Below are 25,583 nucleotides of genomic sequence, written 5' to 3' on the forward strand. Positions count from 1 at the left end.
CGAAGGCTCACCCCGTTGGGGTGAATCCGCACGCACGGGCCGGCCGCAATCCTGAGATGTCCCTCGGAAGGAGCCGCCGTGAGCACACCAGCCACCCTCGCGATCGATCCCATCCCCTCCTGGCGCCGACCCGTCTCGGTGACCGTCGCGCCCGACCTCCCGCCGCTCGCCGAGGCCGGGGCGACGGCCGTCCCGGTCGCCGAGGGCGCAGACGCCCCGGCGGCGCTCGGCTTCGACCGGGCGGCGCTCGCCGCCGCCGGCTTCGAGGGGAAGCGCGGGCAGACCCTCGTCGTGCCCAGCGCCGAGGGCCGGGCCCTCGTCGCGGTCGGCATCGGCGCGGGCCAGACGGTCGACGCGAGCCTCGTGCGCGACCTCGCGGCGTCGTTCGCCCTCGCCGTGCCCCACCAGCGGCACCTCGCGGTCTCGCTGCCGAGCACCGAGACCGCCCTCTCGCCCGGCGACTTCGCCGAGGCGGTGACGGAGGGTGTGCTCCTCGCCCGGTGGCGCTTCCACGTCGGCAAGGGCGGCGACGAGCCACTCCTCGAGTCACTCGTCGTCGTCGCCCCCGACGCGGTCGCGGACGAGGTCCGCGAGGGTGTGCGCCGTGGCCAGGTCCTCGCCCGGGCCTCCAACCTCGGCCGTGACCTCGCGAACTGCCCGGCGGCGATCCTCACCGCCACCCGCATCGCCCACGTCGCCGAGGAGATCGGGCCCGGGGTCGGGCTCGAGGTGGAGGTCTTCGACAAGGCGCAGCTCGTCGAGATGGGCTGCGGCGGGCTCCTCGGGGTCAACCTCGGCAGCGTCGAGGAGCCGCGGATGATCCGCCTGCGCTACGTGCCGGCGGAGCCCAAGGGCCACCTCGCCCTCGTCGGCAAGGGGATCATGTACGACTCCGGCGGCATCAGCCTCAAGCCGAGCGACGAGTCGCACGCCCAGATGAAGAACGACATGACCGGCGCGGCGACCGTCCTCGCCTCGATGACCGCCCTGGAGGCCCTCGGCTGCACGACGGAGGTCACCGGCTACCTCATGTGCACCGACAACATGCCGTCCGGCTCGGCGCTCAAGCTCGGTGACGTCCTCACGATGCGCAACGGCCTCACGGTGGAGGTCCTCAACACGGATGCCGAGGGGCGGCTGGTCATGGCCGACGCCCTCGCCCTCGCTGCCGAGCAGGGTGTCGACGCCATCGTCGACATCGCGACGCTCACCGGGGCCTGCCTGCGCACCTTCGGCGTCGACCTCGCGGGCGTCATGGGCAACAGCCAGGAGCTCGTCGACCAGGTCACGCACGCGGGGACGACGGTCGACGAACCGGTCTGGCAGCTGCCGCTCCACCGGCCCTACCGCAAGCAGCTCGACTCGGCCGTCGCCGACCTGACGAACATGGGCGGACCGAACGCCGGGTCCATCACGGCCGCGCTCTTCCTCGAGGAGTTCGTCGACGGCCGGCCGTGGGCGCACATCGACATCGCCGGCACGGCCCAGCTCCCGGCGGCCAGCACGTGGCACAACAAGGGGGCGACGGGGTTCGGCAGCCGCCTCCTCGTCGAGCTGGCGCTCCGCTTCACGCCACCACCCGCCGTCGAGGGCTCGTCCGCAGGAGGGAACGCATGAGCGCCGTCGCCACCCCACCGGCCGACGAGCCGGCGACAAAGGAGAAGAACGGCGGCACCCAGCGCTTCCTCGACGCCATCGAGCGACTCGGCAACAAGGTCCCGCACCCGGCCCTGATCTTCCTCGGGCTCATCGTCGGGGTCATCATCCTGTCGCACATCCTCTACCTGACCGGGGCGAGCGTGACGACCGACGTCGCCGAGCCCTCGACGGTGCCCGTCTACCCGGACTACGAGCAGGGCACGTCGATCCCGTCCCTGCCGCACACGCCGGTCCCGCCGGTGCCGGACTACGAGATCCAGCAGGAGACGATCTCGGTCAACAGCCTCCTCACGGCCGACGGCATCCGGTTCATCTTCACGACGGCCGTGCAGAACTTCAACGACTTCGGCGTCGTGGCCGTCATCCTCGTCGCGATGATCGGCGTCGGCGTCGCCGAGGAGTCCGGCCTCATCGCGGCGCTCATCCGCAAGATGGTCAAGGTCGCGCCGGCCGGGCTCATCACCTTCATCATCATCCTGCTCGGCGGTATCTCGAGCGTCGCGTCCGACGCCGGCTACCTCGTGCTCATCCCCCTCGGCGCAGCAGCGTTCGTCTCCCTCGGGCGGCATCCGCTCGCGGGCATCGCCGCCGCGTATGCCGGTGTGAGCGCGGCCTTCTTCGTCAACATCCTCATCACGCCGGCCGACGGCATCATCACCGAGGTCACCAACGAGACGATCGGGCTCGTCGCGCCGGGCGTCACCCTCAACGTCACGCAGAACTACTTCTTCAGCTCCGCGTCGCTCTTCTTCTGCGCGCTCGTCATGACGTGGATCACCGAGAAGCTCCTCGAGCCGCGCCTCGGCAAGTGGGACCCGAAGGAGGCACCCGAGGACCACGAGGAGGCCGCCACCGACCAGGTCCTCACCGACGAGGAGCTGGCCCTCGAGTCGCGCGGCCTGCGCCTCTCCGGCTACTGGGTCCTCGTCGCGGTGGCGGTCGTCGCGCTGCTGACCTTCCTGCCCAACGCGCCGCTGCGCAACCCGGAGACGGGCGAGATCTTCGGCTCGTCGCCCTTCATGAGCAGCCTGCTCTTCATCATCTCGATGCTCTTCCTCGCGGCCGGCCTCGGCTACGGGCGAGGCGCCAAGACGCTGATGGGCAGCACCAACGTCATCAACGCGATCGTCAAGACCTTCAACGGGCTCGGCGGGCTCATCTTCCTGATGCTCCTCATCGCGCAGTTCATCGCATACTTCAACTACTCGAACATCTCCAAGCTCGCCGCGACGGGCCTCGCCGACCTCCTCGAGAGCGCCAACATCGGGGCGCTCGCGCTCCTCGTCGGCTTCATCCTCCTCGTGGCGGTCATCGACCTGATCATGCCGGGGGTCATCCCGAAGTGGGCGATCCTCGCGCCGATCTTCATCCCGCTCTTCTACCGCCTCGGCATCGCACCGCAGACCGTCATCGCGGCCTACCGGGTCGGCGACGGACCCATGAACGTCATCACGCCGCTCATGGTCTACCTGCCGTTCATCGTGCTCGTCTGCCAGCGCTACAACCGCAAGTCGGGCCTCGGCACGGTGGTGTCGATGATGATCCCCTACACGGCCATCGTGCTCGTCACGTGGATCATCTTCTTCGTCGTGTGGTACCTCGTCGGGATCCCGTGGGGGCCGGGCGCTCCCGTCCATCTCAACTGAACGCAGCACGCTCCGAGACACCCAGGCGCCCCCGGTCCGTGGCCGGGGGCGCCTCCATAGGGGATGACCGGCCCGTATGCCGCCGGGCCGGCTCCCGGGGCTACCTGACGTCGCGCTTGGCCTGGCGACGCGCACCCTGCGACCGCGACGACGCGTCCTTCTTGATCCCGCCCGTCGTCTTCCGGGTCCGGGTGGCCGGTCCGGTCGAGGTGGGCCCGCTCTTCCTGCGCGCGGCCGGGCCGGTGCTCGGCGCCGCGGACATCCTGGCCTCCTTCGCCGCGGCGAGCCGCTCGGCCTTGAGGTCGGCGGCCGCCTTGCGTGCGACGACGTCGACCCGCTTGCTCACCCGGGCGAGGGCGATCTCGAAGATCTCCGCCTTGTCGGCGTTGCGGCGGTTCGCCGGGCGGGCGGCGCCACGACCGCCCTTGGCGGCGACCCGCGTCGCGGCCTGGCGGCGGTAGAGCTTGACGTACTTCGTACGGGCCCTGCGGACCCTCGTGTGGAGCTCGAGGAGTGCGTCCTCGTCGAGCTCCTCCATCCGCTCCGGCTCCGTCTCCCGGACGAGGTCGGCCTCGGCCTCGGTGAGGATGCCGTGTAGCGAGGTCATGATCGACATGGGGTCCGCCCTTCGGTTTCGGTAATGCTCGGTTTCGGTGGTGCTCGGTTCTGGTGGTTCTCGGTCTGGATGGGTTCGTGCGGGTGTCGGCCGGGGGTCGGTGCCGTCAGGCGAGCTGCCACGTGGGGTCGCACGACAGCTCGACGTTGAGCCACACGGCATACGTCGGTGCGGCGAGTCGCTCGAGGAGGGCCGCGCGGAGCCGGTCGATGCGGGAGACGTCCCACTCGCCGACCTCGACGACGTGGTCGACCTCGAGGTAGAGCCGAGCGCCGGTCTTCGTCATGCGGATGACCGGCTCGTGGAGGCCCATCGACGCGCACACCTCGGTGACGGCGGCGCGCGCGGGTGTCTCGATCGCCTCGGGAGGCCGCATCTCGAGGAGCTCGCGGAACATCGTCCGCACGAGGCGCAGCGGGGCCGGCAGGACGATGAGGGAGACGACGAGGACGAGGACCGGGTCGACGTAGCGGCCCGCCGTCGCCTTGGCGTCCCCCTCCGGCAGGAGCGCGACGACACTGAACCCGACGAGGATGGCGACCGAGAGGAGGCTCGCGATCCGCCACCCCAGCTCTTCCGCGGCGACGAGCTCGTCGCGACGCGCGGGCGTCCTCAAGCGGAGCGCCACGCCGATGCAGAGGACCGCCGCCACAGCGGCATACAGCAGCGCCGAGCCCGTCTCGACGTCGTCGCCGCCTGCGAGGATCACGAGGACGGCGTCCGTCACGGCGTATGCCGTGAAGCCGAGACGGGCGATCCCCTGCGCGCCGATCGCCATCGGGAGCATCGCCTGGCGCCCGTAGGGGAAGGCGGGCGAGTCGCCGGCCGCGGCGGCGCGGGCCGCGGCGAGTGACAGGAGGCTCATGACGAGCCCGATCCCTGCGGAGACCCCGTCGAAGAGGATCACGCGGGAACCGGCCGCGAGACCCCAGACCACGGCGAGCACCGCCGACACGGCACCCGCGACCACGGACAGCCTCAGGGCGCCATAGGAGGCCCGGTCCTGCGCGGCATCGGTCATCTCGTCTCCCACCGGGGCGTGGTGCTCCGTCGCACGGTTCCACGAGGGGGTCCCGGCGATCATCACCCCACCAGGGTGATGATCCAGCCCCGGACGGGATCCTCGCGCCCGGCCGGTCACACGCCGAGTGGCCGGCTCCCCCTCCGGGACGGAACCGGCCACTCGGCGGCGGCTGGGCGCGCGGGCTACTTCACCTCGGCGCGGGTCAGGCGCCAGATGCCGACGGCGAGCGGCAGGACGACCCAGAGGCCGACCGAGGTGCCGAGCCGGGCCCACTGCTCAGTCGTCAGCGACCCCTCGAAGAGCGGCTGCATCGTCCGGTTGAGATCGAGCCAGCGACCCACGTCGCCCACCCAGCTGACGAGCGAGCCGAGGATCGACCACGCGGTCGGCAGGACGAAGTAGACGACGACCGCGGCGGGCGTGTTCTTGAACAGCATGCCGAAGCCGACCCCCTGGGCCAGGCCGAGCAGGACGTAGAGCGACGCGCCGAGCAGGGTGAGGCCCGCGATGCTCCAGTCGCCCTCGATGCCGCGGAAGGTGATCGCCGCCTGGTGCGCGACGACAGCGAGCACGAAGGACAGCACGAGCGCCCCGACCCCGACGAGCAGCGCGGCGACGAGCTTGGCCCACGCCACCCGGCCGCGCCTCGGCTCGAGACCGAACGTCACGAGGCCGGTGCGCTGCGACCACTCCGACGTCACGGCGAGGATGCCGACGACCGGCAGGATGATCGCCTGCGGCATCGTCGTCGCCTGGAGGTAGTCCTCGAAGCTGTGCTGGCCGCCGTTGTTGAAGAAGAGGATGACGAGCGCCGTCGCGATGACGGCCCCGATCCCGATGACGAGCCAGCGACCGGCTCGGGTGTCGAGCATCTTGCGCAGCTCGACGTGGACGAGCCGCGCGAACGTCACACCGGTCCTCGGCCGCTCCCCCGGGATGCGGCTCGGGACCGTGGCGGTCGTGGGCAGCGGGGACTCGGCGTGCTTGGAGACCCCTGCCGGCCCAGCGGCATACGACGTGGTCGTGGTGCTCATGCCGCCACCGCCTCTCGGGCCGCACCCGCGGTGAGCTCGAGGAACATCTCCTCGAGTCCTCGGCTGTCGCCCCCGCGCAGCTCGTAGAGGACGATGTCGTGCGCTGCGGCGATGCGGCCGACCGTGAGCGGCTCCGCCTCGACCTGGAGGCCGCCGGTCGCGGCCCGCGTCGCGACGACCGAGTCGGCGGCGAGCGCGGCGAGCAGGCGCTCGTCGTCGGTCGAGCGGACGATCGTGCCGGCCCCCGCCAGGAGCTCCTCCTTCGTGCCCTGGGCAACGATCCGGCCGTGGCCGATGACGATGATCTCGTCGGCCACGCGCTCGATCTCGTTGAGGAGGTGCGAGCTGAGCAGGACCGTGCCGCCCTCGTTGGCGTATCCGCGGAGCAGGTCGCGCATCCAGCGGATGCCCGCAGGGTCGAGGCCGTTGGCCGGCTCGTCGAGGATGAGGACCTCTGGGTCGCCGAGGAGCGCGTGCGCGATGCCGAGGCGCTGACGCATCCCGAGCGAGTAGTTCCGGACCCGGCGCGATGCCTCCTTGTCGGTCAGGCCCACGAGCTCGATCATCTCGTCGACCCGGCGACGGTCGACGCCCATGAGGATGGCGCCCAGGGTCAGGACCTCTCGACCGGTCCGGCCGGCGTGCTGGGCGGACGCGTCGAGCAGGACGCCGACGTGACGGCCCGGGTTGGGCAGGTGGCCGTAGGGCCGGCCGAGGACCGTCGCGGTCCCCGAGGTGGCGGGGGTGAGGCCCGCCATGACGCGCATGGCCGTGCTCTTGCCAGCGCCGTTGGGTCCGAGGAAGCCGGTGACGAGACCGGGCTTGACCTCGAACGAGACGTCGTCGACGGCCGTGAACGGGCCGTACCGCTTCGTGAGTCGCTCCACTGTGATCATGGGGTTCACCCTCTCGCCGCGCCGGTGGCACCGGCCATTGGGGTTGCTCCCCACCCGACCCCGGACCCTGCCGCCGCCGACCCTGAGTCGACTCAGGGTCGAACCCCGAGAGACCCGGGTCGTGCGCACCACAACAAGCCCGCCCGGGCGAAGAACATCCTCACTCGCCGGGGTAGGTGACTCCGGTCTGGCGGCGGACCTCGTCCATCGCCTCCATCACGCGCAGCGTGGCCGCGTGCGGCATCGAGGTCGTCTCGGTCGAGCCGGCGACGAGGCAGCGGGCGAACTCGGCCGCCTCGTAGCTGAAGCCGCGCAAGTTGTCGGGCAGCGCGCCGTCGTACGTGTCGAGGACCGCGCCGTCGCGACTGACGAGGCGCACCACGTTGGGGGCGTAGAACCGGCCGTCGATCTCGAGGCGCGCGTCCGTACCGGCCACGACGGCCGAGCACGGCGTCGCCGCGTTCATCGTGCACGACAGCAGCCCTTGCGCGCCCGCCTCGCCGGTCACGACGATGCTCGTGGCCTCGTCGACGCCGAGCTCGGTCAGGGTGCCCGTCCCCGAGACCGAGGCGAACCCGCCGAACAGCATGTCGGAGAAGGAGATCGGGTAGACGCCGAGATCGAGCAGGGCGCCACCGGCGAGCTCGGGCTGCGAGAGCCGGGCCGGCCCGTCGGGGTAGAGCTTCTGGCCGTGGTCGGCGAAGACCACGACGATCTCGCCGAGCAGCCCTCCGTCGACGGCCTGCTTCACGACGTCGTAGTGCGGCAGGTAGCGGCTCCACATGGCCTCGGCGGCGAGCAGCCCCCGCTCCGTCGCGGCGTCGAGCACCTGACGGGCCTCGGCCGCGCTCCGCGTGAACGCCTTCTCGACGAGGACGGGCTTGCCGGCCTCGAGCGCCAGCAGGGCGTGGTCACGGTGCTCGGAGTGCGGCGAGGCGACGTAGACCGCGTCGACTCCGTCGTCGGTGACGAGCTCCTCGTAGCTGCCGTAGGCCCGTTCGATGCCGAACTCGTCGGCGAAGCCCCGCGCCCGGTCCGCGTTGCGCGAACCCACCGCGACAACCTGCGACGCGGTTCCGACGGCGACCGCCTCGGCGAACGTGTGCGCGATGCCGCCCGGGCCGAGGATGCCCCAGCGGATCGCCGGAGCCTCGTGCGGGTCGGGGGTGAGCGGTCCGGGGAGGGTCATGCGTTCACGTCCCAGAGGTGGTGGATGACGTCGTGCAGGAAGTACTTCGCGAGGCTGTCGGTCGTGAAGCGCGAGCCGTTGCTCCGCTCGGCCGGCCACGTCCACTGCTCGCCGACGGGCAGCGCGTATGCCGCTGCCGCCGCGTCGAACGCGCGGGTGACCTCACGCCTCACCTCCGACGGGTCGGAGCGCCAGTAGGCCTTCTCGAGCGCGGTCTCGTCCTGGTCCCAGTTGGCGAAGTGGACGAGCTCGCCGCCGCCGGCGAGGATCTGCTCGACCCGGCCGCGCATGACGTCACAGACGTCGCGGACGTGACAGACGTACTCGAGCGGAGACCACACCCCGGACGACGGGCGGGTGCGCACGTCGGCGCGACCGAGCACGGCGGCATACCGGCTGGAGGCGTCGTGGAGGATCTCGGGGATGCCGTCGACGCGGACGTCGCGCGCGTCGAAGCCGCAGTCGGGGCAGTGGCGCGAGAGGACCCAGGTCCAGTCGGCGGAGTCGGGGGTCGATGGCCCCGGGTCGGTGAGCGGAGCGTCGGACATGGGCTCAGCGTACGACCGGCGGGTTCGGGGTGCGGCGGGACCTCCGATAGCGTGCGTTCGTGCTCAAGGATCAACTGCCGTGGATCGTCCTCGGCATCGTCGTCGTCGTGCTCGTCGTCGCGGGCATCGTCCTGTCCAGGGTCGATGTCACGTCGCCGGTGAGCCTGCGTCGGCGCGTGCGCCCGCACCGCGGGCACTTCCGCAACGGGGAGGTCCCTCCTGCCGACCTCAAGCAGGCCGCGATCGTCATCAACCCGACGAAGTTCACCGACCAGGGCCCGGTCCGCGAGCGCATCGCCGCGACCTGCCGCGCGGTGGGCTGGGGCGAGCCGCTCTTCTACGAGACGACGGCCGAGGACCCGGGACGCGGCCAGGCGATGCAGGCCGTCAAGGACGGCGCCAAGGTCGTCTGCAGCCTCGGGGGCGACGGCACGGTCCGCCACGTCGCGAGCGGTCTCGTCGGCACGGAGACCCCGCTCGGGATCCTCCCGGGTGGCACCGGCAACCTCCTCGCCCGCAACCTCGACCTCCCGGTCGACGCCTTCGACACGGCCATGACGGTGGCGCTGACGGGCCGCAACCGCCGGATCGACGTCGGCGAGCTCGTCCTCGGCGACACCGACCGCGACGGCAACCCGGTCGGGCCGAGCGAGTCGCACTACTTCCTCGTCATCAGCGGCATCGGGATGGACGCCGCGATCATGGCCGGCACCAACGAGAACCTCAAGAGCAAGGTCGGCTGGGCCGCCTACATGCTCTCGGGGGTCAAGAGCCTCGTGTCGCCCGAGTTCCGCACGACGATCAGGCTCGACACCGACCCGGAGTTCCGCCGCCGCGCGCGGGGGGTCATGATCGGCAACTGCGGGCGCCTCCTCGGCGGCCTCGTCCTCATGCCCAACGCCCGGGTCGACGACAACCAGCTCGACGTCGTGATCGCGTCGCCCAAGGGCGTCGTGGGCTGGGTCCCGGTCGCGACGCGCGTCCTGACCCGACAGCGCAAGGGGCACCCGACGCTCGACCAGCGCACGTGCCAGGAGGTGCGCGTCCGGGTCGACCGTCCGCTGCCTGTCCAGGTCGACGGCGACGTCGTCGGCGAGGCGACCGAGGTCAACGCGATCGTCCGTCCGGGCGTCCTCTCGGTCCGCGTCAGCGCGACCTGAGGCGCGGACCTGAGGCGCGCGACCTGAGGCGCCCGACCTGAGGCGCGGCGCGGCCCGGACTGCGCGGCCCCGGCAGCGCCGACCCGTCGTCAGGCGAAGAGCGCCTGGCCCCACCACTCGCCGGGCTGCGTGCCGGGCGGGCACGCGAAGACGGCCGACCCGTTGTGCTCGATGTACTCGTTCAGCCCGTCGGCCTTGGCCAGCGCGCGCTGCATCGGGACGAACTGCGTCCCGGGGTTGCGCATGAACGCGATGAAGAAGAGCCCGGCGTCGAGGTGCCCGACGCCGTCGGTGCCGTCGGTGAAGTTGTAGCCGCGACGCAGGATCCGTATGCCGCCGAGCTGGCTCGCGTGGGCGAGGCGCACGTGGGCGTTGAGCGGGATCGCCGGCGAGCCGTCGGGTCCCTTGCGCGCGAAGTCGGGCTCGTCGAACTCCCTGGCCGCTCCGAGGGGTGCACCCTCCTTCTTGTCGCGGCCGATGACGTCCTCCTGCTCCTGGAGGTTGGTCCGGTCCCAGACCTCGATGTGCATGCGGATGCGGCGCGCGACGAGGTAGGAGCCGCCGGCCATCCACGCGCCGCCGCCCGTCTCGTCGGCGGGCGCGACCCAGACGTGCTCGGTCAGGCCCGCGGGGTCCTCCGCCTTGAGGTTGTTGGTGCCGTCCTTGAAGCCGAACATGTTGCGCGGTGTCGCCTGCGCGGTCGACGTCGAGGAGGTCCGGCCGAAGCCGAGCTGCGACCACCGCACGGAGACGACGCCGAAGCCGAGCCGGACGAGGTTGCGGACCGCGTGGACCGCGACCTGCGGGTCGTTGGCGCAGGCCTGGATGCAGAGGTCGCCGCCGGAGCGTCGCGGGTCGAGCTGGTCGCCGGCGAACTCCGGCAGCTCCTCGAGGGCGGCGGGCCGGCGGTCGGCGAGCCCGAACCGCTCGTCGAAGAGGGACGGGCCGAAGCCGATCGTGATCGTGAGCCCCGAAGCCGGCAGACCGTAGGCCTCGCCGGTGTCCTCGGGGACACGGTTGGGGCCGCCGCCGACAAGGCCTCCCGGCGCGGCCTCGGCGCCCGCGGTCATCCGCTCGGCGGCGCGCGTCCAGGTCTTGAGCAGCTCGACGAGCTCGGCCCGGTCCTTCGTCACGACGTCGAGCGCGACGAAGTGGAGGCGGTCCTGCGCGGGCGTGACGATGCCGGCCTGGTGCGGGCCGTGGAAGGCGATCGGGGCGTCGAGCCCGAGCGTCGTGGACCCCGCCGACGCGGGAGAGGGCTCGCTCGCGGAGGCCCGCCCGGCGGCATACGTGCCCGCGGCTCCCGCGACCACCCCGGCGAGGGCGGCCGACCCGGAGACGCCGAGGAGCCGGCGGCGGCTCAGGCCACCGCCGGCGGCCGGACCCGCCTCCACGTCAGGCGTGTCGGAGGGCAGCGGCGACGACTCGGTCACGCGGTCTCCACGACCCCCGGCACCTTCGCGACCTGCTCGGCGAGCGCGTCGAGGGAGACCGAGAGGGCCTTGATATCCGCCTGGGTAAGCGCGGTGTAGCTCTTGTAGTCCTCGCCGGTGCGGTGCGACTCGAGCAGCGTCTTCAGCTCGGCGAACCGGGCGTCGAGCGCCTTCTGGAGCTCGGGGTTGCGGGCGGTGACGACGGGGCGGAGCGCGGCGAGCGCCTGCTGCGAGCCCTCGAGGTTGCCGTCGAAGTCCCACAGGTCGGTGTGCGAGTAGCGCTCCTCCTCACCGGTGATCTTGCCGGTCGCGACCTCGTCGAGCAGGGCCTTGGCGCCGTTCGCGATCGACAGGGCGGTCGGCTCGACGGTCTTGGACTTCTCCGCGATCTGCTTGACGTCGGCGAGGAGCTGGTCGGCGACGGCGGAGGAGTCCTTCTGGAGGCCGTCCTTCCAGAGGTCCTTCTCGAGGCGGTGGTAGCCGGTGAAGGCCATGCCCTCGGCGATGACGTCCTCGCGGCCGTCGATCTTCGGGTCGAGGTCGCCGAAGCTCTCGGCGACCGGCTCGATGGCCTCCCACGGGTGGCGGGCCTCCGCGTAGAGGGCCTTGGCCTTCGCGACGTCGCCCGCCTTGACGGCCGCGACGAAGGCCGCCGTCTCCTCGACGAACTCGTCGGCCTCGTGGGCGACGAACGTCTTGTAGTCGGCGATGGCCTTGGCGACCGTCGCGTCGGTGCTGCCCTTGGCGGCGGTGCCGGTCACGGTGAAGGGGGCGCGGATGCCGTCGCCGACCATGCCGGGCTTGCACGCGGTCGTCAGGGTGCCAGGCTCGGTCGCCTCGATCTTGAGCTCGCGCGAGAGGCCCGGGGTGATGTTCTCGACCTCGCCGACGATCCGGTCGCCCTCGCCGTAGACGTAGAACTCGTTGACCTTCGTCCCGGTGTTGGTCACCTCGAAGGTGATCGTCCCGGCCTTGGCGGTCGTCGAGCTCAGCTCACACGTCGTGTCGGTGGCCTTGACGGTGATGGTGCCGCTCGCGGCCCCGGTCGACGTCGAGCCGGTGCCGGCCTTGTCGGTGCAGCCGGCGAGGGCGAGCGCCGCCGTGAGCGACAGGGCGAGGGGCGCGGCGAGGCGCAGGACGGGGCGGGACATGGTGCTCCTGTGGTGCGAGGGCGTCGTGAGTCGACGTGGGCGGGGGCGGGGGACGCGCGTCCGTATGCCGCTGGGCCGGTTCGGTCGGCCGGTGCGGTCGGCGCGCAGCGGGGGTCGTGCTGGGTCTTGCTGGGTCTTGCTGGGTCTTGCTGGGTCTTGGTGGGTCGGGCAGGGGTCAGGCGGCGACGGACTGCTTCGGCTCGGCGGCGACCGGCTTGGGCGCGCGGACCGGGCGGAGGAAGAGCGTGAGGACGACGCCGACGTAGAGCGTCCAGGCGATGGCCTGCAGGACGGTCGTCGCGGGCGTGAAGTTGAAGATGCCCTTGAGGAGCGTGGCGTACCAGCTGTCCGGGTTGATGGTGCTGCTCACGTCGAAGGCGAGGGTGTTGAGGCCCGGGAGGACGCCCGCCTCCTGCAGGTCGTGGATGCCGTAGGCGAGGATGCCGCCGGCCACGAGGATGAGCAGGATGCCGGTGTAGCGGAAGAACTTCGCGAGGTTGATCTTGACCGCACCGCGGTAGATGAGCCAACCGAGCACGATCGCGCCGCCGAGTCCGAGGACCCAGCCGAGGAGGGGCTGGTTGTTGCCCTGTCCGGCGGCCTGCGTCGTCGCGTAGAAGAAGATCGCGGTCTCGAGGCCCTCGCGTCCGACGCCGAGGAAGCCGACGAGGGCGATGGCGAGCGGGCCGAGGTCGAGCGCCTTGTCGAGGCGGCCCTTGAGCTCGCCCGACATGGTCCGGGAAGCGGTGCGCATCCAGAAGACCATGCCCGTCACGAAGGCGACGGCGAGGATCGAGGCGGAGCCGCCGATCATCTCCTGGGCCTCGAAGGACAGCTGGCTCGTGCCGTAGGTCAGGATCGCCCCGAGGGCCACGGCGAGGGCGACGGCGACGCCGACCCCCAGCCAGACGTAGCGCAGGGCCCAGCGCCGGTCGGTCTTGACGAGGAAGGCGACGAGGATGACCACGACGAGCGCGGCCTCGAGGCCCTCACGGAGTCCGATGAGCGCGTTGCTGGCGAGCACGGCGTCCTTCTTCCTGGGGAGGTACGGTCTGGGGCTCACAGGGGGCGCTCAGGATTTAGAGCATGTCTGCGTGCCGGAAATCAGCAAAGCACAGGTAAGCCTCACCTAACAAGCCGGGTCGCACGATGAGACACGTCACACCCTCGTCACACCCTCGTCGCGGCCCTTGCCACGCCCTCGCCACGCACCCGCCGACACGCCTCTTGCCGCGGTGCCCGTGCGGTGGCACGGTCGCGTCATGAGCGAGAAGAGGGACCCAGCCCGATCCGGGCCGCGGGGGGCCGGCTCTGCACCGCCTTTCGCGGGCTTCTCCGACCGGGCGCTCGCCTTCTACGAGGGGCTCGAGGCCGACAACTCCCGGGCCTACTGGCAGGACCACCGGGCCGTCTTCGAGGACGACGTCAAGGGCCCGATGCTCGCGCTCCTCGACGCGCTCGAGCCGGACTTCGGCCCGGCGAGGCTCTTCCGGCCCAACCGCGACACCCGCTTCAGCGCCGACAAGTCCCCCTACAAGACACAGATCGGCGCGCTCGTCGGCGACCGGCCCGGGCTCGGCTACTACGTCCAGCTCTCGGCTCGGGGCCTCGCGGCCGGCGGTGGCTTCCGCTCCCACTCACCCGCCCAGACTGCGCGTCTGAGGGCCGCCGTCGCCACGGACCGACCGGGCGCCGAGCTCGTCGGCCTCCTCGACGGGCTGCGCGCGGCCGGGTTCGTCGACCGCGGCGAACAGGTGCGAACGACCCCGCGCGGCTACCCCGCAGACCATCCGCGGATCGCGACCCTGCGCTTCAAGGAGCTCATGCTCATCCGCTCTTTCGGCGAGCCGGAGTGGCTCGGTTCGGCGCGCACCCTCGACGAGGTCCGCGGCACCTGGGAGCGGATCCGCCCACTCCTCGACTGGGTCACCGCCCACGTCGGCACCGACTGACGCCTCCCGCGCCCCCACCTTCCGCGCAACACACCGAGCCCCGGCCAACCTCGACGGTTGCACCCGTCGACGTTGCCCGGTGCCCGGTGTGTTGCGAGGTGGGCCGAGTGGCGGGGTCAGGCGGGCTTGCGGGCGACCACGGCGAACATCGTCACCGAGATGAAGGCGGTCCCGGCCTCGGCGGCGGCCGTCACCTCGGCGACGAGCCCCTCGACCTCCTCACGGGTCAGGTGCCCGTCCGCGACGGCCGCCTCGGCGTTGGCGCGCAGGAGACCTCCGTTGACGACGGCGAGCGGCGGCATGATCAGCGCGGAAGAGCCGATGTCGGGGTCCACGTCGAGCCCGGCCGAGCGCAGCTGGTTGGCGAGGTGGCGCCCGGAGAAGGGGTTGGCCATGCGGCTCCAGTTCGACTCGGCATACCGCCTCAGCAGCTGCGGGTCGCCCGGGTGCGTGACGACCGTGCCCCAGTCGCTGTCGAGGATCGCGACGCGCCCGCCCGGGCGGAGCACGCGGGCGAAGTCGTCGACCGCCGCCTGGGGGTCGTCGAGGTGCTGGAGGACGCGCTCGCACCGCAGGACGTCGACGCTGCCGTCGTCGAGGGGCAGCGCCGCGGCCTCGCCCTCGACGAAGGACGCCGTGGTCGCACCGGCGCTCGCGGCACGCTCCTGCGCGACCCCGCGGAGGCCTGGGTTCGGCTCGACCCCGATGGCCCGACCGGACTGCCCGACGAGCTCGGCGAGGCGCAGGACCTCGCTGCCGGTCCCCGACCCCACGTCGACCGCGGTCTCGCCGGGGCGCGGGTCGAGCGCCGCGAGCGACCACGCACGCAGGCGCACGACCGCCGGTTGCTCGGCCTGGACGTCGAGCGTCTGGACGAGGGCCGCGAGCCGGGCATCGCCGCCCTCGCCGATGCGGTCCTTGTTGAACATCCCCGGCGCGGGAGCGGCCACCGGCCCGCCCCCGTCACCACTCCCCTGCGGCCCTGGCGACATGGATCCATGATGGGGCGTCTTCACCGCCGCGTCACCTCAAATGCCCGAGACGCGCCGTCATCCGGTCGCTACGTTGGGCCCGTGACACGACGCAACACACCGGTCGACGCCCTCGTCGTCGGCGGCGGCCCCGCGGGGCTCGCCGTGGCCGCGACCCTCGGCCAGCGCGGCCTCCACGCCCTCGTCCTCGAGCGCGGCGACCACGTCGGCAGCTCGTGGCGGCGCCACTACGACCGCCTCCACCTCCACACTCCGCGAGAGCTCTCCGGCCTGCCCGGCCTGCCCATCCCGAAGGAGATGGGCCGCTGGGTCGCCCGCGACGACGTCGTGCGCTACCTCGAGCTGTATGCCGCTCACCACGACCTCGACATCCGCTTCGGTTCCGAGGTGGTGCGTCTCGACCGGTCCGCCGACGGGCACGGGTGGGTGGTCACGCTCGCGGGGGGCGAGACGCTCACGGCGCCCTACGCGGTCGTCGCCACGGGCTTCAACCACACGCCTCGTGAACCGAATGTGCCTGGGCTGCAGGACTATTCCGGCCGCATCGTTCTCGCCCGCGACTACCGCACCGGCGCGGACTTCGCAGGCAACGACGTGCTCGTGGTCGGCACGGGCAACACGGGCACCGAGATCGCCGTCGACCTCTCCGAGCAGGGCGCGAGCCGGGTCCGCCTCGCCGTCCGGACCGTGCCCCACATCCAGCGCCGCTCCTCCGGTCCGTATGCCGCGCAGTACGGCGGCATCGCCATCCGCCACCTGCCCACCGCCGTCGCGGACCGCGCCGCGGCGCTCGTGTCACGGGCGACGACACCCGACCTCACGGCATACGGCCTTCCACGCCCCGACACGGGGATGGTGACGCGAGTCGTCGAGGACAATGCGATCCCGGTCGTCGACGTGGGGATCATCGAGGCGATCCAGTCCCGTCGGGTCGAGCCGGTTGCCGCGCTCACGGCCTTCGACGGGGGCGCGGTCGTCCTCGCGGACGGGTCGCGGATCGAGCCCGATGCGGTGGTCCTCGCGACCGGCTACACGCGTGGGCTCGAGCCCCTGCTCGGGCACCTCGGCGTGCTCGACGAGAAGGGACGGCCCGTCGTGACGGGAGGCCGGACGGACCCGCGGGCCAAGGGCCTGTGGTTCATCGGCTTCAGCAACACGATCTCGGGGCTGCTTCGCGAGATCGGCATCGACGCGAAGAAGATCGCCATCGCCATGGGTATGGCTCGGCAGGACCGGCTGAGGGAGCTCGACGCCGCCGCCTCGGGGTGACACCACGGCCCGCGACGGACCGGATCACCTCGCGTCGGTGAACAGACCACCGAGGTGGACGAACGCCGCGGCGACCGGGTCCGTTGCGGCAATGGCCGCCGCGAGGGCCTCGTCGCTCGTGACCCCGCGCGCGAGACCCTCGTGGTGCCGCGTCATGGCGGCGGCCGCGACGTCGTCGGGCACCGGCGACACGGCGGCGACGACCGAGCGCGCGCCGAGCGAGTGGACGGCCGCGGCCATCCCGAGCTGCTCCTCACCCGGCCGCGAGACCGCCGAGCCGACGTCGCAGGCGGAGAGCACGACGTGTGCGGCCGAGACCCCCGACGACTGGAGCTCGTGGGCGAAGGCGGGTCCGTCGTGCAGGGCCAGCGACGAGAAGAGCGGCGACTGGGTCTGGTGGGTCCCGTGGGCCCCGACATGGACGACGTGGTCTCGCGCGAGCGCGGCGACGAGGCCGCTCGCCGACGACGGACTGGCGAGCTCGACCGTGGCGCCGCGGCCCCGCCACGCGGCCGCGACCGCGGCAGCCTCGGCCTCCGCGCGAGGCACTGCAGGCCCGACGCTCACGTGAACCGCAGGCGGCTGCCCGTCGTGCGTTGCGCCGGGGCCGACCCGACGGGCGAACGACGTGAGCGAGCGCGCCAAGGTGACGGGTGCGCCGGAGAGCGACGGGAGCAGCGCCCACGGCAGCGCCGAGACCTCCTCGCAGGTCACGAGGACGAGGCCCCCACGTCGGACCCCCCACGGGCGCACGAGGGCGTCGTCGAGCTGCTGGGCCGAGGCCCGCAGCGAGCCCCAGACGGCCGCGGTAAGGGGTCCGAGCTGACGGGTCGTGGCGGCCCTGAGGTCGAGGCGCATCCGCTGGGCCAGGTCGGCGGCGGCTGACACCGGCATGAGGTCGCGCAGCCGCGCGCGTCCTCCGACGATGCCGACACCCCAGAGCCGGCCGCCATGGGTGAAGAACCAGAGCAGGTCCCGGTCGGCTCGGGCGAGCGCCTCCCGGCCCTCACGGACACGGAGGTCGAGCGCCGCCGTCCCACCCGACCGGCTGCTGAGGGCCCAGTCCCGGGCGCGGATCTCGCGCTCGAGCGTGCCCGCGCGCCGCCGCAGCCGCGCCAGCTGGTCGGGGTCGGGATCCGCGCGCAGCTGGGCGTGCACCGCGCGCAGCTGTTCGGTGAGCGCCGCGAGCTGCTCGTCGGCCGGGCGTTCGAGCGACGGCAGGCGGTCGGTCGCGCTGCGCCACCGCTCTAGCGCCTCGAGGACGGCCGAGCTGCCACGGGGCAGGGCGAGCTCGATGTCGAGGGAGGCGAGGCGGACACCGTGGACGGCCCGCGCGGTGCGCAGGTCGAGACTCGCACTCCCGTGCAGGCCGGCCGCGAGGCGGCGGGCTGCGACGGAGAGGGCCCGCCGTGCCGCCGTCGCCTCCCCGGCGGCGGCATGGACCTCCGCCGTCACGGCGGCCGTGGCGAGCTCGTCCGACACCGACGCGGGTCGATGGCCGTCGGACCCGGCGAGTCTCTGACGGGCTGCCTCGACGTCGCCGACAGCCAGGAGCGCATCTGCCGCGGTCAGCCGGGCTGCGTGGGCGAGCTCGGAGTCGCCCACCTTCTCGGCGGCCGCGACCAGCTCGTCGGCCGTGGCCGCTGCTGCCCGGGGCAGGTCGGCGCTCGCCTCGACGAGGTCCGTGGCTCGCGCCCGCTCTCGACGCCACCGCTCGAGGTCGATGAGCAGGCCCAGGACGCGGGCCTTCGTCTCCCAGGCCATCGCGTCCAGCCGGGCGTATCCCTCGCGGGCCGCCTCGGCCGACGCCGTTGCGAGGTCGAGGCGCCCCTCGAGGCGATGTGCCCGAGCGAGCTCGAGGTCGAACTCGGCGCGCATGGCCCGCTCGTCGTCGCCCACGCGAGCGCGCGCCCCACCCAGCACCTCGACGGCCTCACTGACGAGGCCCGCCTCGAGGAGGACCCGGGCGCGGTCGAGGGCCTCCGTCCCCAGCGAGACGTCCTCGACGAGCTCGTCGGCCTCGGCGATGAGAGCGAGGGCTCGTGGCAGGTCGCCGACGAGGTAGGTGGCGTAACCCTCGTTGTGGCGCGCCATCCGCTCCTCGGCGCCGAAGCCCTGCTCGTGGGCGAGGCTGGCGGCCACGGCGAAGGACGAGAGCGCCTCGTGGGGTCGAGCCAGCTCGAGGGCCAGCATCCCGCGGCTCAGGTGAACCGAGCACTGCTCGCGCGGAGCGAAGGCGTCGAGGTGGCTCAGGGCCCGCTGCAGCTCGTTCCACGCGGTCGCGAGGTCGCCCCCCCGGCCGTGGATGTTGGCGCTCTGGTAGGCGATCCGCGGGGTGAGGCCCGGGTCCCCCGCCTGACGCGCGACCTCCTCGGCTGCCCGGAGCCTGGCCCGCGCAGGCTTCAGGCCCGCGACGAGGAAGTCGGACAGCGCCAGGGTGATGAGGGTGTTGCACCGGAGCACGAGCCACTCGTGCTCCGGCACACCTCCCGCGATCGCGTCGAGCGCCCCGAGGGCCTCCCCGAGCAGCCTGACCGCCTCGGCCGGTCGACCGGCGCTGTTGGCCACCACCGCCTGCTCACGCAGGTTCCGGACGAGGGAGAGCGTGTGGTTGCCGTCGATGGTCGGGTGTCGCCTTCCCCTGTCAGGGGCCGGTCACACCTGGATCGTCGGGGTGATGACCGGCCGGGTCGTCTCGTCGCCGGGCTCGACCATGATCACGAAGTGGATCGGCCCATGAGGGAGATCATCCATAACAAATCGGCCGTTCGCATCGGAAATGACCGATGTGCTGCCCTCGCTCGTCACCGCCTCGATGCTCGCGCCCGGCGCCGTCACCCAGCCGTCGACCCGAACCCGGCCCTCGATGTCGGACTCGTTGGCGGTGACCATGAGGCTCACGGAGGCGGCCGAGAACGTGACCGACTCGGTCGGCATCGGCTCGACCGGCGCTGAGGGGCCGCGGGTGGCGAGCATCGCCGAGTCCATCAGCTCGGCGACCTCGGCGTGCAACGCCTGGACCGTGAGCGCGAACTTGATCCGCTCGGTGAGGTCGACCGGAACGGGGTCGGCATGGGCGTAGAGGGCTCGCACCTGCGCGAGGTTGGCGAGGTCCTTGTCGTCGATGACGTCCTTGTGCGAGCTCATGTCACACCGCCCATCCGGGGTCGGAGCCGAGGGTGAGCCTCAGCTTCTGGAGGCACCGGCCACGGGTCGGGCCGATGCTGCCCACCGGCATCCCCAGCGACTCGGCAATCGCCGCGTAGTCGGGACGGTCGGCGAAGGCGATCACACGGATCAGCTCCTGGCATCGCGGAGACAGGCTGGCGATGTGCTGCCAGAGCACCCTCTGGCGCTCGCTGAGGATCGACTGGGCCTCGGGGTCGAGGCTCTGGGCCGGGGCCTCCGGCACCTCCTCGACGCCGATCTCGCGGCGGGACCCGCGGGCCAGGCGCCACACCTCGCGCTTGACGACGACGACGAGCCAGCCGAGCACGGCTGCCGGCTCGTTGATCGACTCGGCGCGGTCGACGAGCTGGAGGAAGGCGGTCTGGACGGCGTCCTCGCACATCGAGGGCGTCCCGCCCTGGGAGCGCGCGGCATTCCACAGCACGGGCGTCACGAGGTCGACGAGGGACGAGAGCCGCTCGCGGTCCCCGGCCCGGTAGGCCGCGAAGGCCTGACCGGCGAGGGTCCCGAGACCGTCGGGCGCGGTCGGGGTGGGGGTCATGAGGTCTTCCTTCCGAGGCAGGACCGAAGGGCGCGGATCGCGCGCTTGCGCATCACGGTGGCATCGACGTCGGCGAGGTCCTTCGCCGCGACGAGCTCCGCCGCGAGCTCTGCGGCGAGGACGGGGGTCGCGAACGACGTGCCGCTCCAGACCCCGAAGCCACCCTGGTAGTTATCGGGGTCCATCGTCGTGCGCACCGGGTCGGTGCCGCCCACCGAGACGGACGGCTGCCCGGCCCCGTCGACCATGGGCAGCGTGCTGACCAGGTTGACCCCGGGCCGCATGGCGCTGACGACTGGCAGGGCGTTGGAGAAGAGGGCCACCGAGCGGCCGTCGGGGTTGAGCGCGCCGACGCTGGCGAGCGGCGGGCGCGAGCTGGGCCGGATGGACTTCGGCGGGTCAGCCGCGAGCGCCGCAGGCACGAAGGGCGCCGTCGACGCGTCGTTGCCGACCCCGGCCACGACGAGCACCCCGTGCTCGGCGAAGCGGCGCAGCAGGAGCGCGACGGGGCCGGAGAGGTAGCCGGCGTCCTCGGCGTAGTAGCCCATCGAGAGCGAGAGGACGTCGATGCAGTCCTCCGGCCGCCCCTCGAGCTGGCCGTCGATGTGCCGCTCGAGCAGGGCCCGCAGGGCGATGATCACGTCGCCCTCCTCGGCGACTCCGTCGTTGCCCATCACCGGGATCGAGAGGATCGTCGCCTCGGGGCAGCCCTGGCGGATGAGGCCGGCGATGAACGTCCCGTGGCCCTCCAGGCCGCCACGGACGCCGGTCAACGAGTCGGTCACCGAGATCGCCGCAGCCTGGGCCGTCGCGTCGGGCACGAGCTCCCCGTCGGCGACGGCGAGACGGATGACCCGGGCGTCGTCCTCGAACCACGGGTGGGCCGCGAGCGCCGTGTCGGGGATGGCGACGACCGGCGGGCGGTCGAGGGAGCGCGCCCGGAGGGCCGGGTCTGCGAGGGTCACGCTGACCGGCATACGGCCTCCGCGGCCGGGGACCTCGTACTCCATGAGGGCCTCGATGCCGCCCCAGTGGCCGATCCCGCCCCAGTGGCCGATGCCACCCCAGTGGCCGATCCCGCCCCAGTGGCCGATCCCGCCCCAGTGACCGTCGATGCCACCCCAGTGGCCACCGATCCCGCCCCAGTGACCCGGAGCCGGGAAGACGACGTGCTCGAGGCTGACCGACTCGGCGACCCGTGCATGAGCCACCCGCAGCCGCTGGAGCACCGTCCACGCATCAGGCGGCGAGTCCGGCGCGAGAGCGGCCGGGACGTCGGGCGAACGGTCGGCGCTCGTGATGGTGGTGAGGACGACGCTCGTCACCCAGATGTCGTCGAGCTCGTCACGCGGGGCCGTGCGCTGGCTGCGGAGACCGCGCACCCGTTCGAGCCGGCGCTGGCTCTTCTCGGTCGGCGCGTAGGCCACGCCCTGCTCCGCGAGGGCGTCTCCGAGCTCGTCGAGCAGCGGGGCCCGCTCATCCGTCGGGTAGCCGATGACGAGGAGCCGGTCGGCGAGATAGAGCGTCGGAAGCGGTGGCGCGCCGCCACCTGGCCGGGCCGCGTTGACGGGGTCGAGGGCTCGCACGAGCGGCCGCTCGGGCGGGGTCGGGGTTCCGGGTGGGACCTCGGACATGGGATGTGCTCCTGGGGCGTCGTCAGAACATGCGTTACGAGACTGTCACCCGCACAGTGCGAGCGGGCCGATTCCTGATACATCGACCGTTTCGGAAACTTTCGGAACTTCTTCCGCCGGGGATGTATCAGAGGCGGAATGACCCGCTCTGACGCTGCGGGGGCCAACGGGTCGCCGGACCAGGGGGCGTCGCGGAGGGGCGGCGGGTCCGGTGCCCCGTGGAAGTCCAGGGCTGCTCAGGGGGGTGGCCCGGGTGAGGGGGCGTCGACGGAGACCGTCGACGCCCCCCTTCCACGTTCCCTCGCGCCGGCCGCCTCCGTGTCAGCCGCGCAGCTCCTCGAGCCACGCCCGGGCCTCGTCGAAGTCGTTCTCGGACGTGCCCGGCCTCGTCCCGGCCCGCACCCCGTCGGCCCGGCGGTAGGACCCGAGGAACCGGACGTCGGCACACACCCGCTTGAGGCCCATCAGCGTCTCGCCGACCCGGGCGTCCTTGACGTGGCCCTCGATGTCGATCGAGAAGCAGTACCTGCCCATCGCCTCCCCCGTGGGCCGCGACTCGAGCCGGGTGAGGTTGACCCCGCGCACGGCGAACTGCTCGAGGAGCTCGAGGAGGCCACCGGCGTGGTCGTCCTGCTGGTAGAGCACGAGGGTCGTCTTGTCGGACCCGGTCGGCTCGGGCAGCGTGCCCGGCCGCGACACGAGGACGAACCGGGTGACCGCAGCCCGGTTGTCCCCGATGTCATCTGCGAGCACGACGAGCCCCTCGTTCGAGGCCGCCACGGGAGCACAGACCCCCGCGTCGAACATGACATCGCCGGGTGCCCCGAGGGCTGCCGCGCTCGCTGCGGTCGACAGCGTCGGGACGTATGCCGCGTCGGGGAGGTGAGCACTCATCCAGCCGCGGACCTGGGCCCACGCGTGCGAGTGGGTGCCGACCGCGCGGACCGAGCTCAGCGGCATACCGGGGCGGGCGCAGAGGACAAAGGTGATGGGGACGAGGACCTCGCCGATGACGACGAGGGGGTCGCCCGTGGCGAGCGCGTCGAGCGTCGCCGAGACCCCGCCCTCGACCGAGTTCTCGATGGGCACCATCGCGGCGTCGATGTCGCCGGCCCGGAGGGCTGCGAGCGCGGCGTCGACGGACCCGAAGGGGACCTGCTCTCGGCCGTCGGCGCCGTCCCACGCGTCGAGGGCCATCTGCGTGAACGTGCCGCGCGGACCGAGGTAGCCGAAGCGGTGCAGCTGGTCGGGGGTGCGGTGCGGGGTCACGACGGGTCCTTCGATCGTGCGGGAAGGGGGATGCGGCGGGCGGGGTGCGGCCCGGCCGCCACGCTGGGCACGCTACTCGCGAGTCGGCCGGCACCGTCCTGCCATTTCAGCCCGTGACCGGCGGACCTCGCGTTCAGGGACGGTTTGTAGGGTGTCCCCGTGATCCGCCGGCATCCGACCAAGACGCTCATCGTCGTCCTGATGCTGCTGGCGGCTGCCCTCGGGCTGGCCTACGTCGGCCGCTCGGGCGTTCCCGTCCCCGCGACCAAGGAACCCGCCCCCGGCGACTCGCTCGTCGTCGTCGGCCTCGGCGGGGTGTCCTGGGACGACGTGTCCGCCAAGGACACGCCCGTGCTCTGGGGGCTGCTCCGTGACGGCGCGGCCGCCTCGGTCTCCGTCAAGACCCTCCACCTGACGACCTGTCCGACCGACGGGTGGGCGACGATCTCGTCTGCGGAGGCCGCCGGCCCGGAGGCCTCCACCGACCGGCCCGAGTGCACGGACCAGCCGAAGATCGTCGGCGACGCGACGCATGGCTACACCGTCGAGGGCTTCGACGCCCTCGCCGAGGCGTCGCGCAACGCCGCCTTCAAGGCGCGCCTCGGGCTCCTCGGCGACAGCTTCGCCGCCGACAAGACGTGCCTGCAGGCGATCGGCCCCGGCGCCGGGCTGGCCGCTGCCACGTCCGACGGCAAGGTCGCCCGGTACAGCCCCTTCCAGGCCACGACCCTGGTCTCCGACCTCGCCCAGTGCCCGGTGTCGATCGTCGACGTGGGCGCGATCCTCGAGACCGACCCCGACCCGGCCAAGCAGGTCGAGCGGATCAACTCCCTCGAGCGTCGCATCGAGCAGGTCATGGACGCGATGCCCAACGGCGCCGACCTCGTCGTCGTGGGCCTGTCCGACCGCGACCGGGAGGAGCGCCTCCGGGTCCTCACCGCGACCGGCCCCCACTACGCACCCGGCATCCTCGCGTCCGGCTCGACCCGCACCGTCGGCATCGCACAGCTCTCCGACGTCACGGCGACGATCCTCCAGCGCGGCGGCGTCGTCCCCGCGATCCCCATCGGCGGGCGGGCCCTCAGCGTCGTCCCGTCCGAGAACAACAGCGAGGCGACGGCCGCGAGCAAGCTGACGGTGCTCACCGACGTCGACACCAAGGCCGACGCCATGCACCGCGTCGTGGCCCCCTTCCTCGGGATCTGGATCGCCGGCACCGCGCTCGTGATGTTCGTCCTCTGGGTCATGTGGCGCCGCGCGAGACCGTGGAACACCCGCCTGACCCGCCAGCGCGTCCTGCGCCTCGTGCGCCTCACCGGCATCCTCAGCGCCGGTATGCCGGCCGCGACCTTCCTGGCCAACCTCGTCCCGTGGTGGCGATGGTCCACCTCGACGTGGACCCTGACCGGGCTCCTGCTCGTCCTCGTCCTCGCCATCAGCGGCCTGCTCGCCGCGGTCAGCCTCAACGGCCCATGGAGCTCCTCCGCGCTCGGCCCGCTCGCCGCGATGTCCGCGATCACGGCGAGCGTCATCGGCATCGACCTGCTCACCGGCTCGCACCTGCAGATCTCCTCGATCTTCGGGCTCCAGCCGCTCGTCGGCGGCCGCTTCTATGGCATGGGCAACGTCGCGTTCGCGCTCTACGGCGCCGCGGTTCTGCTCCTCTGCGCCTCCATGGCCCACGCCCTCAAGCGTCGCAACGCCCCGCGGCTGGCCGTCCTCGCGGTCGTCATCATCGGCGGGGTCGCCCTCGCCGTCGACGTCCTGCCGGCGTGGGGCGCCGACTTCGGCGGCCCGATCGCCCTCGTCCCGGCTCTCGGCTTCCTGCTCCTGTCGGTCATGGGCGTGCGCGTCACCGTCCGCAACCTCACCGTCGTCGTCCTCGCCGCCGGGCTCGTCGTCGGCCTCGTCTGCTACCTCGACTGGAGGCGGCCGCCGCAGCTGCGCTCGCACCCGGGCCAGTTCCTCCAGTCGGTCATCGACGGCGGGGCGTGGGACATCATCGCCCGCAAGTTCGCGGCCAACGTCGACCTCGCCACGCACCTGCCGATCCTCCTCGGCGCCGTGACCGTGCTCCTCGCCCTCGCCACGTGGATCGTGATCCGCCCCGGCGTGCTCGGGACCGACCCGTTCCGCCGGCTCGTCGAGGAGGCGCCCCTGCTGCGCAGCGGCCTCATCTCGATCCTCGCCATGTGCCTCATCGGCTTCCTCACCAACGACTCGGGCGCGGCCATCCCGCCGGTGGCGGCCCTGTTCACCGTGCCGCTCGTCACCTCGGCCGTCACGCACTTCATGACGATCGAGCGCCGCAACCAGCCGGTGCGCCGACGCCGAGACCGCCACCACCTCTGAGGATCCTGCGAAAGCGGCGGGGTGCCCAC

Annotated in this window: 21 protein-coding genes; 6 read left to right on the top strand and 15 right to left on the bottom strand. The window is 72.4% G+C overall.

Annotation, left to right across the window (positions count from 1 at the left end):
• Nucleotides 1-78: 78 nt before the first annotated feature.
• Entirely contained in the window at nt 79-1,617 is a 1,539-nt protein-coding gene (locus N865_RS06075) for a leucyl aminopeptidase family protein (protein WP_034802911.1), read from the top strand.
• Nucleotides 1,614-3,305, top strand: a complete 1,692-nt coding sequence (locus N865_RS06080; protein WP_034802913.1) for an AbgT family transporter — start codon at nt 1,614-1,616, stop codon at nt 3,303-3,305. Before N865_RS06075 ends, N865_RS06080 begins: the two co-directional genes overlap by 4 nt.
• Nucleotides 3,306-3,405: 100 nt before the next feature.
• On the opposite strand, the gene N865_RS06085 is transcribed toward N865_RS06080, so the two are convergent.
• From N865_RS06085 to N865_RS06110, 6 genes are all read right to left on the bottom strand, one after another.
• Nucleotides 3,406-3,912, bottom strand: a complete 507-nt coding sequence (locus tag N865_RS06085; protein WP_034803085.1) for a hypothetical protein — start codon at nt 3,910-3,912, stop codon at nt 3,406-3,408.
• A 115-nt stretch (nt 3,913-4,027) separates the two neighbouring features.
• Nucleotides 4,028-5,005, bottom strand: a complete 978-nt coding sequence (locus tag N865_RS06090) for a cation transporter (protein WP_245603691.1) — start codon at nt 5,003-5,005, stop codon at nt 4,028-4,030.
• A 122-nt stretch (nt 5,006-5,127) separates the two neighbouring features.
• The gene (locus N865_RS06095; protein WP_051510257.1) at nt 5,128-5,979 is read right to left on the bottom strand and encodes an ABC transporter permease; all 852 of its coding nucleotides are present in this window, start codon (nt 5,977-5,979) and stop codon (nt 5,128-5,130) included.
• Nucleotides 5,976-6,875, bottom strand: coding sequence for an ABC transporter ATP-binding protein (locus N865_RS06100; protein ID WP_034802915.1), 900 nt, complete (start codon nt 6,873-6,875; stop codon nt 5,976-5,978). The genes N865_RS06095 and N865_RS06100 overlap by 4 nt, the downstream gene beginning before the upstream one ends.
• 160 nt (nt 6,876-7,035) lie before the next feature.
• A complete protein-coding gene (locus tag N865_RS06105) occupies nt 7,036-8,064 on the bottom strand; it encodes a Gfo/Idh/MocA family protein (RefSeq protein ID WP_034802917.1) in 1,029 nt (342 codons plus the stop codon).
• Complete coding sequence (locus tag N865_RS06110) at nt 8,061-8,612, bottom strand: DinB family protein (protein WP_034802920.1); 552 nt, start codon at nt 8,610-8,612, stop codon at nt 8,061-8,063. The genes N865_RS06105 and N865_RS06110 overlap by 4 nt, the downstream gene beginning before the upstream one ends.
• A 59-nt stretch (nt 8,613-8,671) precedes the next feature.
• On the opposite strand from N865_RS06110, the gene N865_RS06115 reads away from it, so the two are divergent.
• Nucleotides 8,672-9,772, top strand: coding sequence for a diacylglycerol/lipid kinase family protein (locus N865_RS06115; protein ID WP_034802923.1), 1,101 nt, complete (start codon nt 8,672-8,674; stop codon nt 9,770-9,772).
• Nucleotides 9,773-9,861: 89 nt separating this feature from the next.
• On the opposite strand, the gene efeB is transcribed toward N865_RS06115, so the two are convergent.
• The 3 genes from efeB to efeU form a co-directional block, all read right to left on the bottom strand.
• The gene (gene efeB / locus N865_RS06120) at nt 9,862-11,205 is read right to left on the bottom strand and encodes an iron uptake transporter deferrochelatase/peroxidase subunit (RefSeq protein ID WP_084327990.1); all 1,344 of its coding nucleotides are present in this window, start codon (nt 11,203-11,205) and stop codon (nt 9,862-9,864) included.
• On the bottom strand, nt 11,202-12,356 hold the full coding sequence (gene efeO / locus N865_RS06125) for an iron uptake system protein EfeO (protein ID WP_034802926.1): 1,155 nt from the start codon (nt 12,354-12,356) through the stop codon (nt 11,202-11,204). The genes efeB and efeO overlap by 4 nt, the downstream gene beginning before the upstream one ends.
• A 175-nt stretch (nt 12,357-12,531) precedes the next feature.
• Entirely contained in the window at nt 12,532-13,380 is an 849-nt protein-coding gene (gene efeU, locus N865_RS06130; protein WP_034802929.1) for an iron uptake transporter permease EfeU, read from the bottom strand.
• Between the two features lie 238 nt (nt 13,381-13,618).
• Between efeU and N865_RS06135 the strand changes: the two genes are divergently transcribed.
• The gene (locus N865_RS06135) at nt 13,619-14,308 is read left to right on the top strand and encodes a DUF2461 domain-containing protein (RefSeq protein ID WP_051510276.1); all 690 of its coding nucleotides are present in this window, start codon (nt 13,619-13,621) and stop codon (nt 14,306-14,308) included.
• A 116-nt stretch (nt 14,309-14,424) separates the two neighbouring features.
• Here the strand turns inward: N865_RS06135 and N865_RS06140 are convergent, their stop codons facing one another.
• Nucleotides 14,425-15,300, bottom strand: coding sequence for a methyltransferase domain-containing protein (locus tag N865_RS06140; protein WP_211244867.1), 876 nt, complete (start codon nt 15,298-15,300; stop codon nt 14,425-14,427).
• Between the two features lie 81 nt (nt 15,301-15,381).
• Between N865_RS06140 and N865_RS06145 the strand changes: the two genes are divergently transcribed.
• Nucleotides 15,382-16,569, top strand: a complete 1,188-nt coding sequence (locus tag N865_RS06145; RefSeq protein WP_034802932.1) for a flavin-containing monooxygenase — start codon at nt 15,382-15,384, stop codon at nt 16,567-16,569.
• 24 nt (nt 16,570-16,593) lie between these two features.
• On the opposite strand, the gene N865_RS06150 is transcribed toward N865_RS06145, so the two are convergent.
• The 5 genes from N865_RS06150 to pheA form a co-directional block, all read right to left on the bottom strand.
• A complete protein-coding gene (locus tag N865_RS06150; protein WP_157557583.1) occupies nt 16,594-19,137 on the bottom strand; it encodes a CHAT domain-containing protein in 2,544 nt (847 codons plus the stop codon).
• Between the two features lie 87 nt (nt 19,138-19,224).
• Nucleotides 19,225-19,716 (bottom strand): carboxypeptidase regulatory-like domain-containing protein, encoded by a 492-nt coding sequence (locus N865_RS06155; protein ID WP_034802938.1) that lies wholly within the window; start codon nt 19,714-19,716, stop codon nt 19,225-19,227.
• A 1-nt stretch (nt 19,717) separates the two neighbouring features.
• Nucleotides 19,718-20,299 (bottom strand): RNA polymerase sigma factor, encoded by a 582-nt coding sequence (locus tag N865_RS06160; RefSeq protein WP_034802941.1) that lies wholly within the window; start codon nt 20,297-20,299, stop codon nt 19,718-19,720.
• Nucleotides 20,296-21,933 (bottom strand): S8/S53 family peptidase, encoded by a 1,638-nt coding sequence (locus N865_RS22640; protein WP_051510259.1) that lies wholly within the window; start codon nt 21,931-21,933, stop codon nt 20,296-20,298. The genes N865_RS06160 and N865_RS22640 overlap by 4 nt, the downstream gene beginning before the upstream one ends.
• A 321-nt stretch (nt 21,934-22,254) precedes the next feature.
• Nucleotides 22,255-23,202 carry a prephenate dehydratase gene (gene pheA / locus N865_RS06170; RefSeq protein ID WP_084327995.1) on the bottom strand — a complete coding sequence of 316 codons (948 nt, stop codon included), beginning with the start codon at nt 23,200-23,202 and terminating at the stop codon, nt 22,255-22,257.
• Nucleotides 23,203-23,361: 159 nt separating this feature from the next.
• On the opposite strand from pheA, the gene N865_RS06175 reads away from it, so the two are divergent.
• Complete coding sequence (locus tag N865_RS06175) at nt 23,362-25,554, top strand: hypothetical protein (RefSeq protein ID WP_051510260.1); 2,193 nt, start codon at nt 23,362-23,364, stop codon at nt 25,552-25,554.
• Nucleotides 25,555-25,583: the final 29 nt, after the last annotated feature.

Source organism: Intrasporangium oryzae NRRL B-24470 (assembly GCF_000576595.1).
GTDB classification, from domain to species: domain Bacteria; phylum Actinomycetota; class Actinomycetes; order Actinomycetales; family Dermatophilaceae; genus Intrasporangium_C; species Intrasporangium_C oryzae.

Bases quoted from the DNA above. Each gene is read 5' to 3' on its own strand.
- N865_RS06080 (WP_034802913.1), top strand. From the start codon at position 1,614: ATGAGCGCCGTCGCCACCCCACCGGCCGACGAGCCGGCGACAAAGGAG.
- N865_RS06085 (WP_034803085.1), bottom strand. From the start codon at position 3,912: ATGACCTCGCTACACGGCATCCTCACCGAGGCCGAGGCCGACCTCGTC.
- N865_RS06090 (WP_245603691.1), bottom strand. From the start codon at position 5,005: ATGATCGCCGGGACCCCCTCGTGGAACCGTGCGACGGAGCACCACGCC.
- N865_RS06095 (WP_051510257.1), bottom strand. From the start codon at position 5,979: ATGAGCACCACGACCACGTCGTATGCCGCTGGGCCGGCAGGGGTCTCC.
- N865_RS06100 (WP_034802915.1), bottom strand. From the start codon at position 6,875: ATGATCACAGTGGAGCGACTCACGAAGCGGTACGGCCCGTTCACGGCC.
- N865_RS06105 (WP_034802917.1), bottom strand. From the start codon at position 8,064: ATGACCCTCCCCGGACCGCTCACCCCCGACCCGCACGAGGCTCCGGCG.
- N865_RS06110 (WP_034802920.1), bottom strand. From the start codon at position 8,612: ATGTCCGACGCTCCGCTCACCGACCCGGGGCCATCGACCCCCGACTCC.
- efeO (WP_034802926.1), bottom strand. From the start codon at position 12,356: ATGTCCCGCCCCGTCCTGCGCCTCGCCGCGCCCCTCGCCCTGTCGCTC.
- N865_RS06135 (WP_051510276.1), top strand. From the start codon at position 13,619: ATGAGCGAGAAGAGGGACCCAGCCCGATCCGGGCCGCGGGGGGCCGGC.
- N865_RS06140 (WP_211244867.1), bottom strand. From the start codon at position 15,300: ATGTCGCCAGGGCCGCAGGGGAGTGGTGACGGGGGCGGGCCGGTGGCC.
- N865_RS06155 (WP_034802938.1), bottom strand. From the start codon at position 19,716: ATGAGCTCGCACAAGGACGTCATCGACGACAAGGACCTCGCCAACCTC.
- N865_RS06160 (WP_034802941.1), bottom strand. From the start codon at position 20,299: ATGACCCCCACCCCGACCGCGCCCGACGGTCTCGGGACCCTCGCCGGT.
- N865_RS22640 (WP_051510259.1), bottom strand. From the start codon at position 21,933: ATGTCCGAGGTCCCACCCGGAACCCCGACCCCGCCCGAGCGGCCGCTC.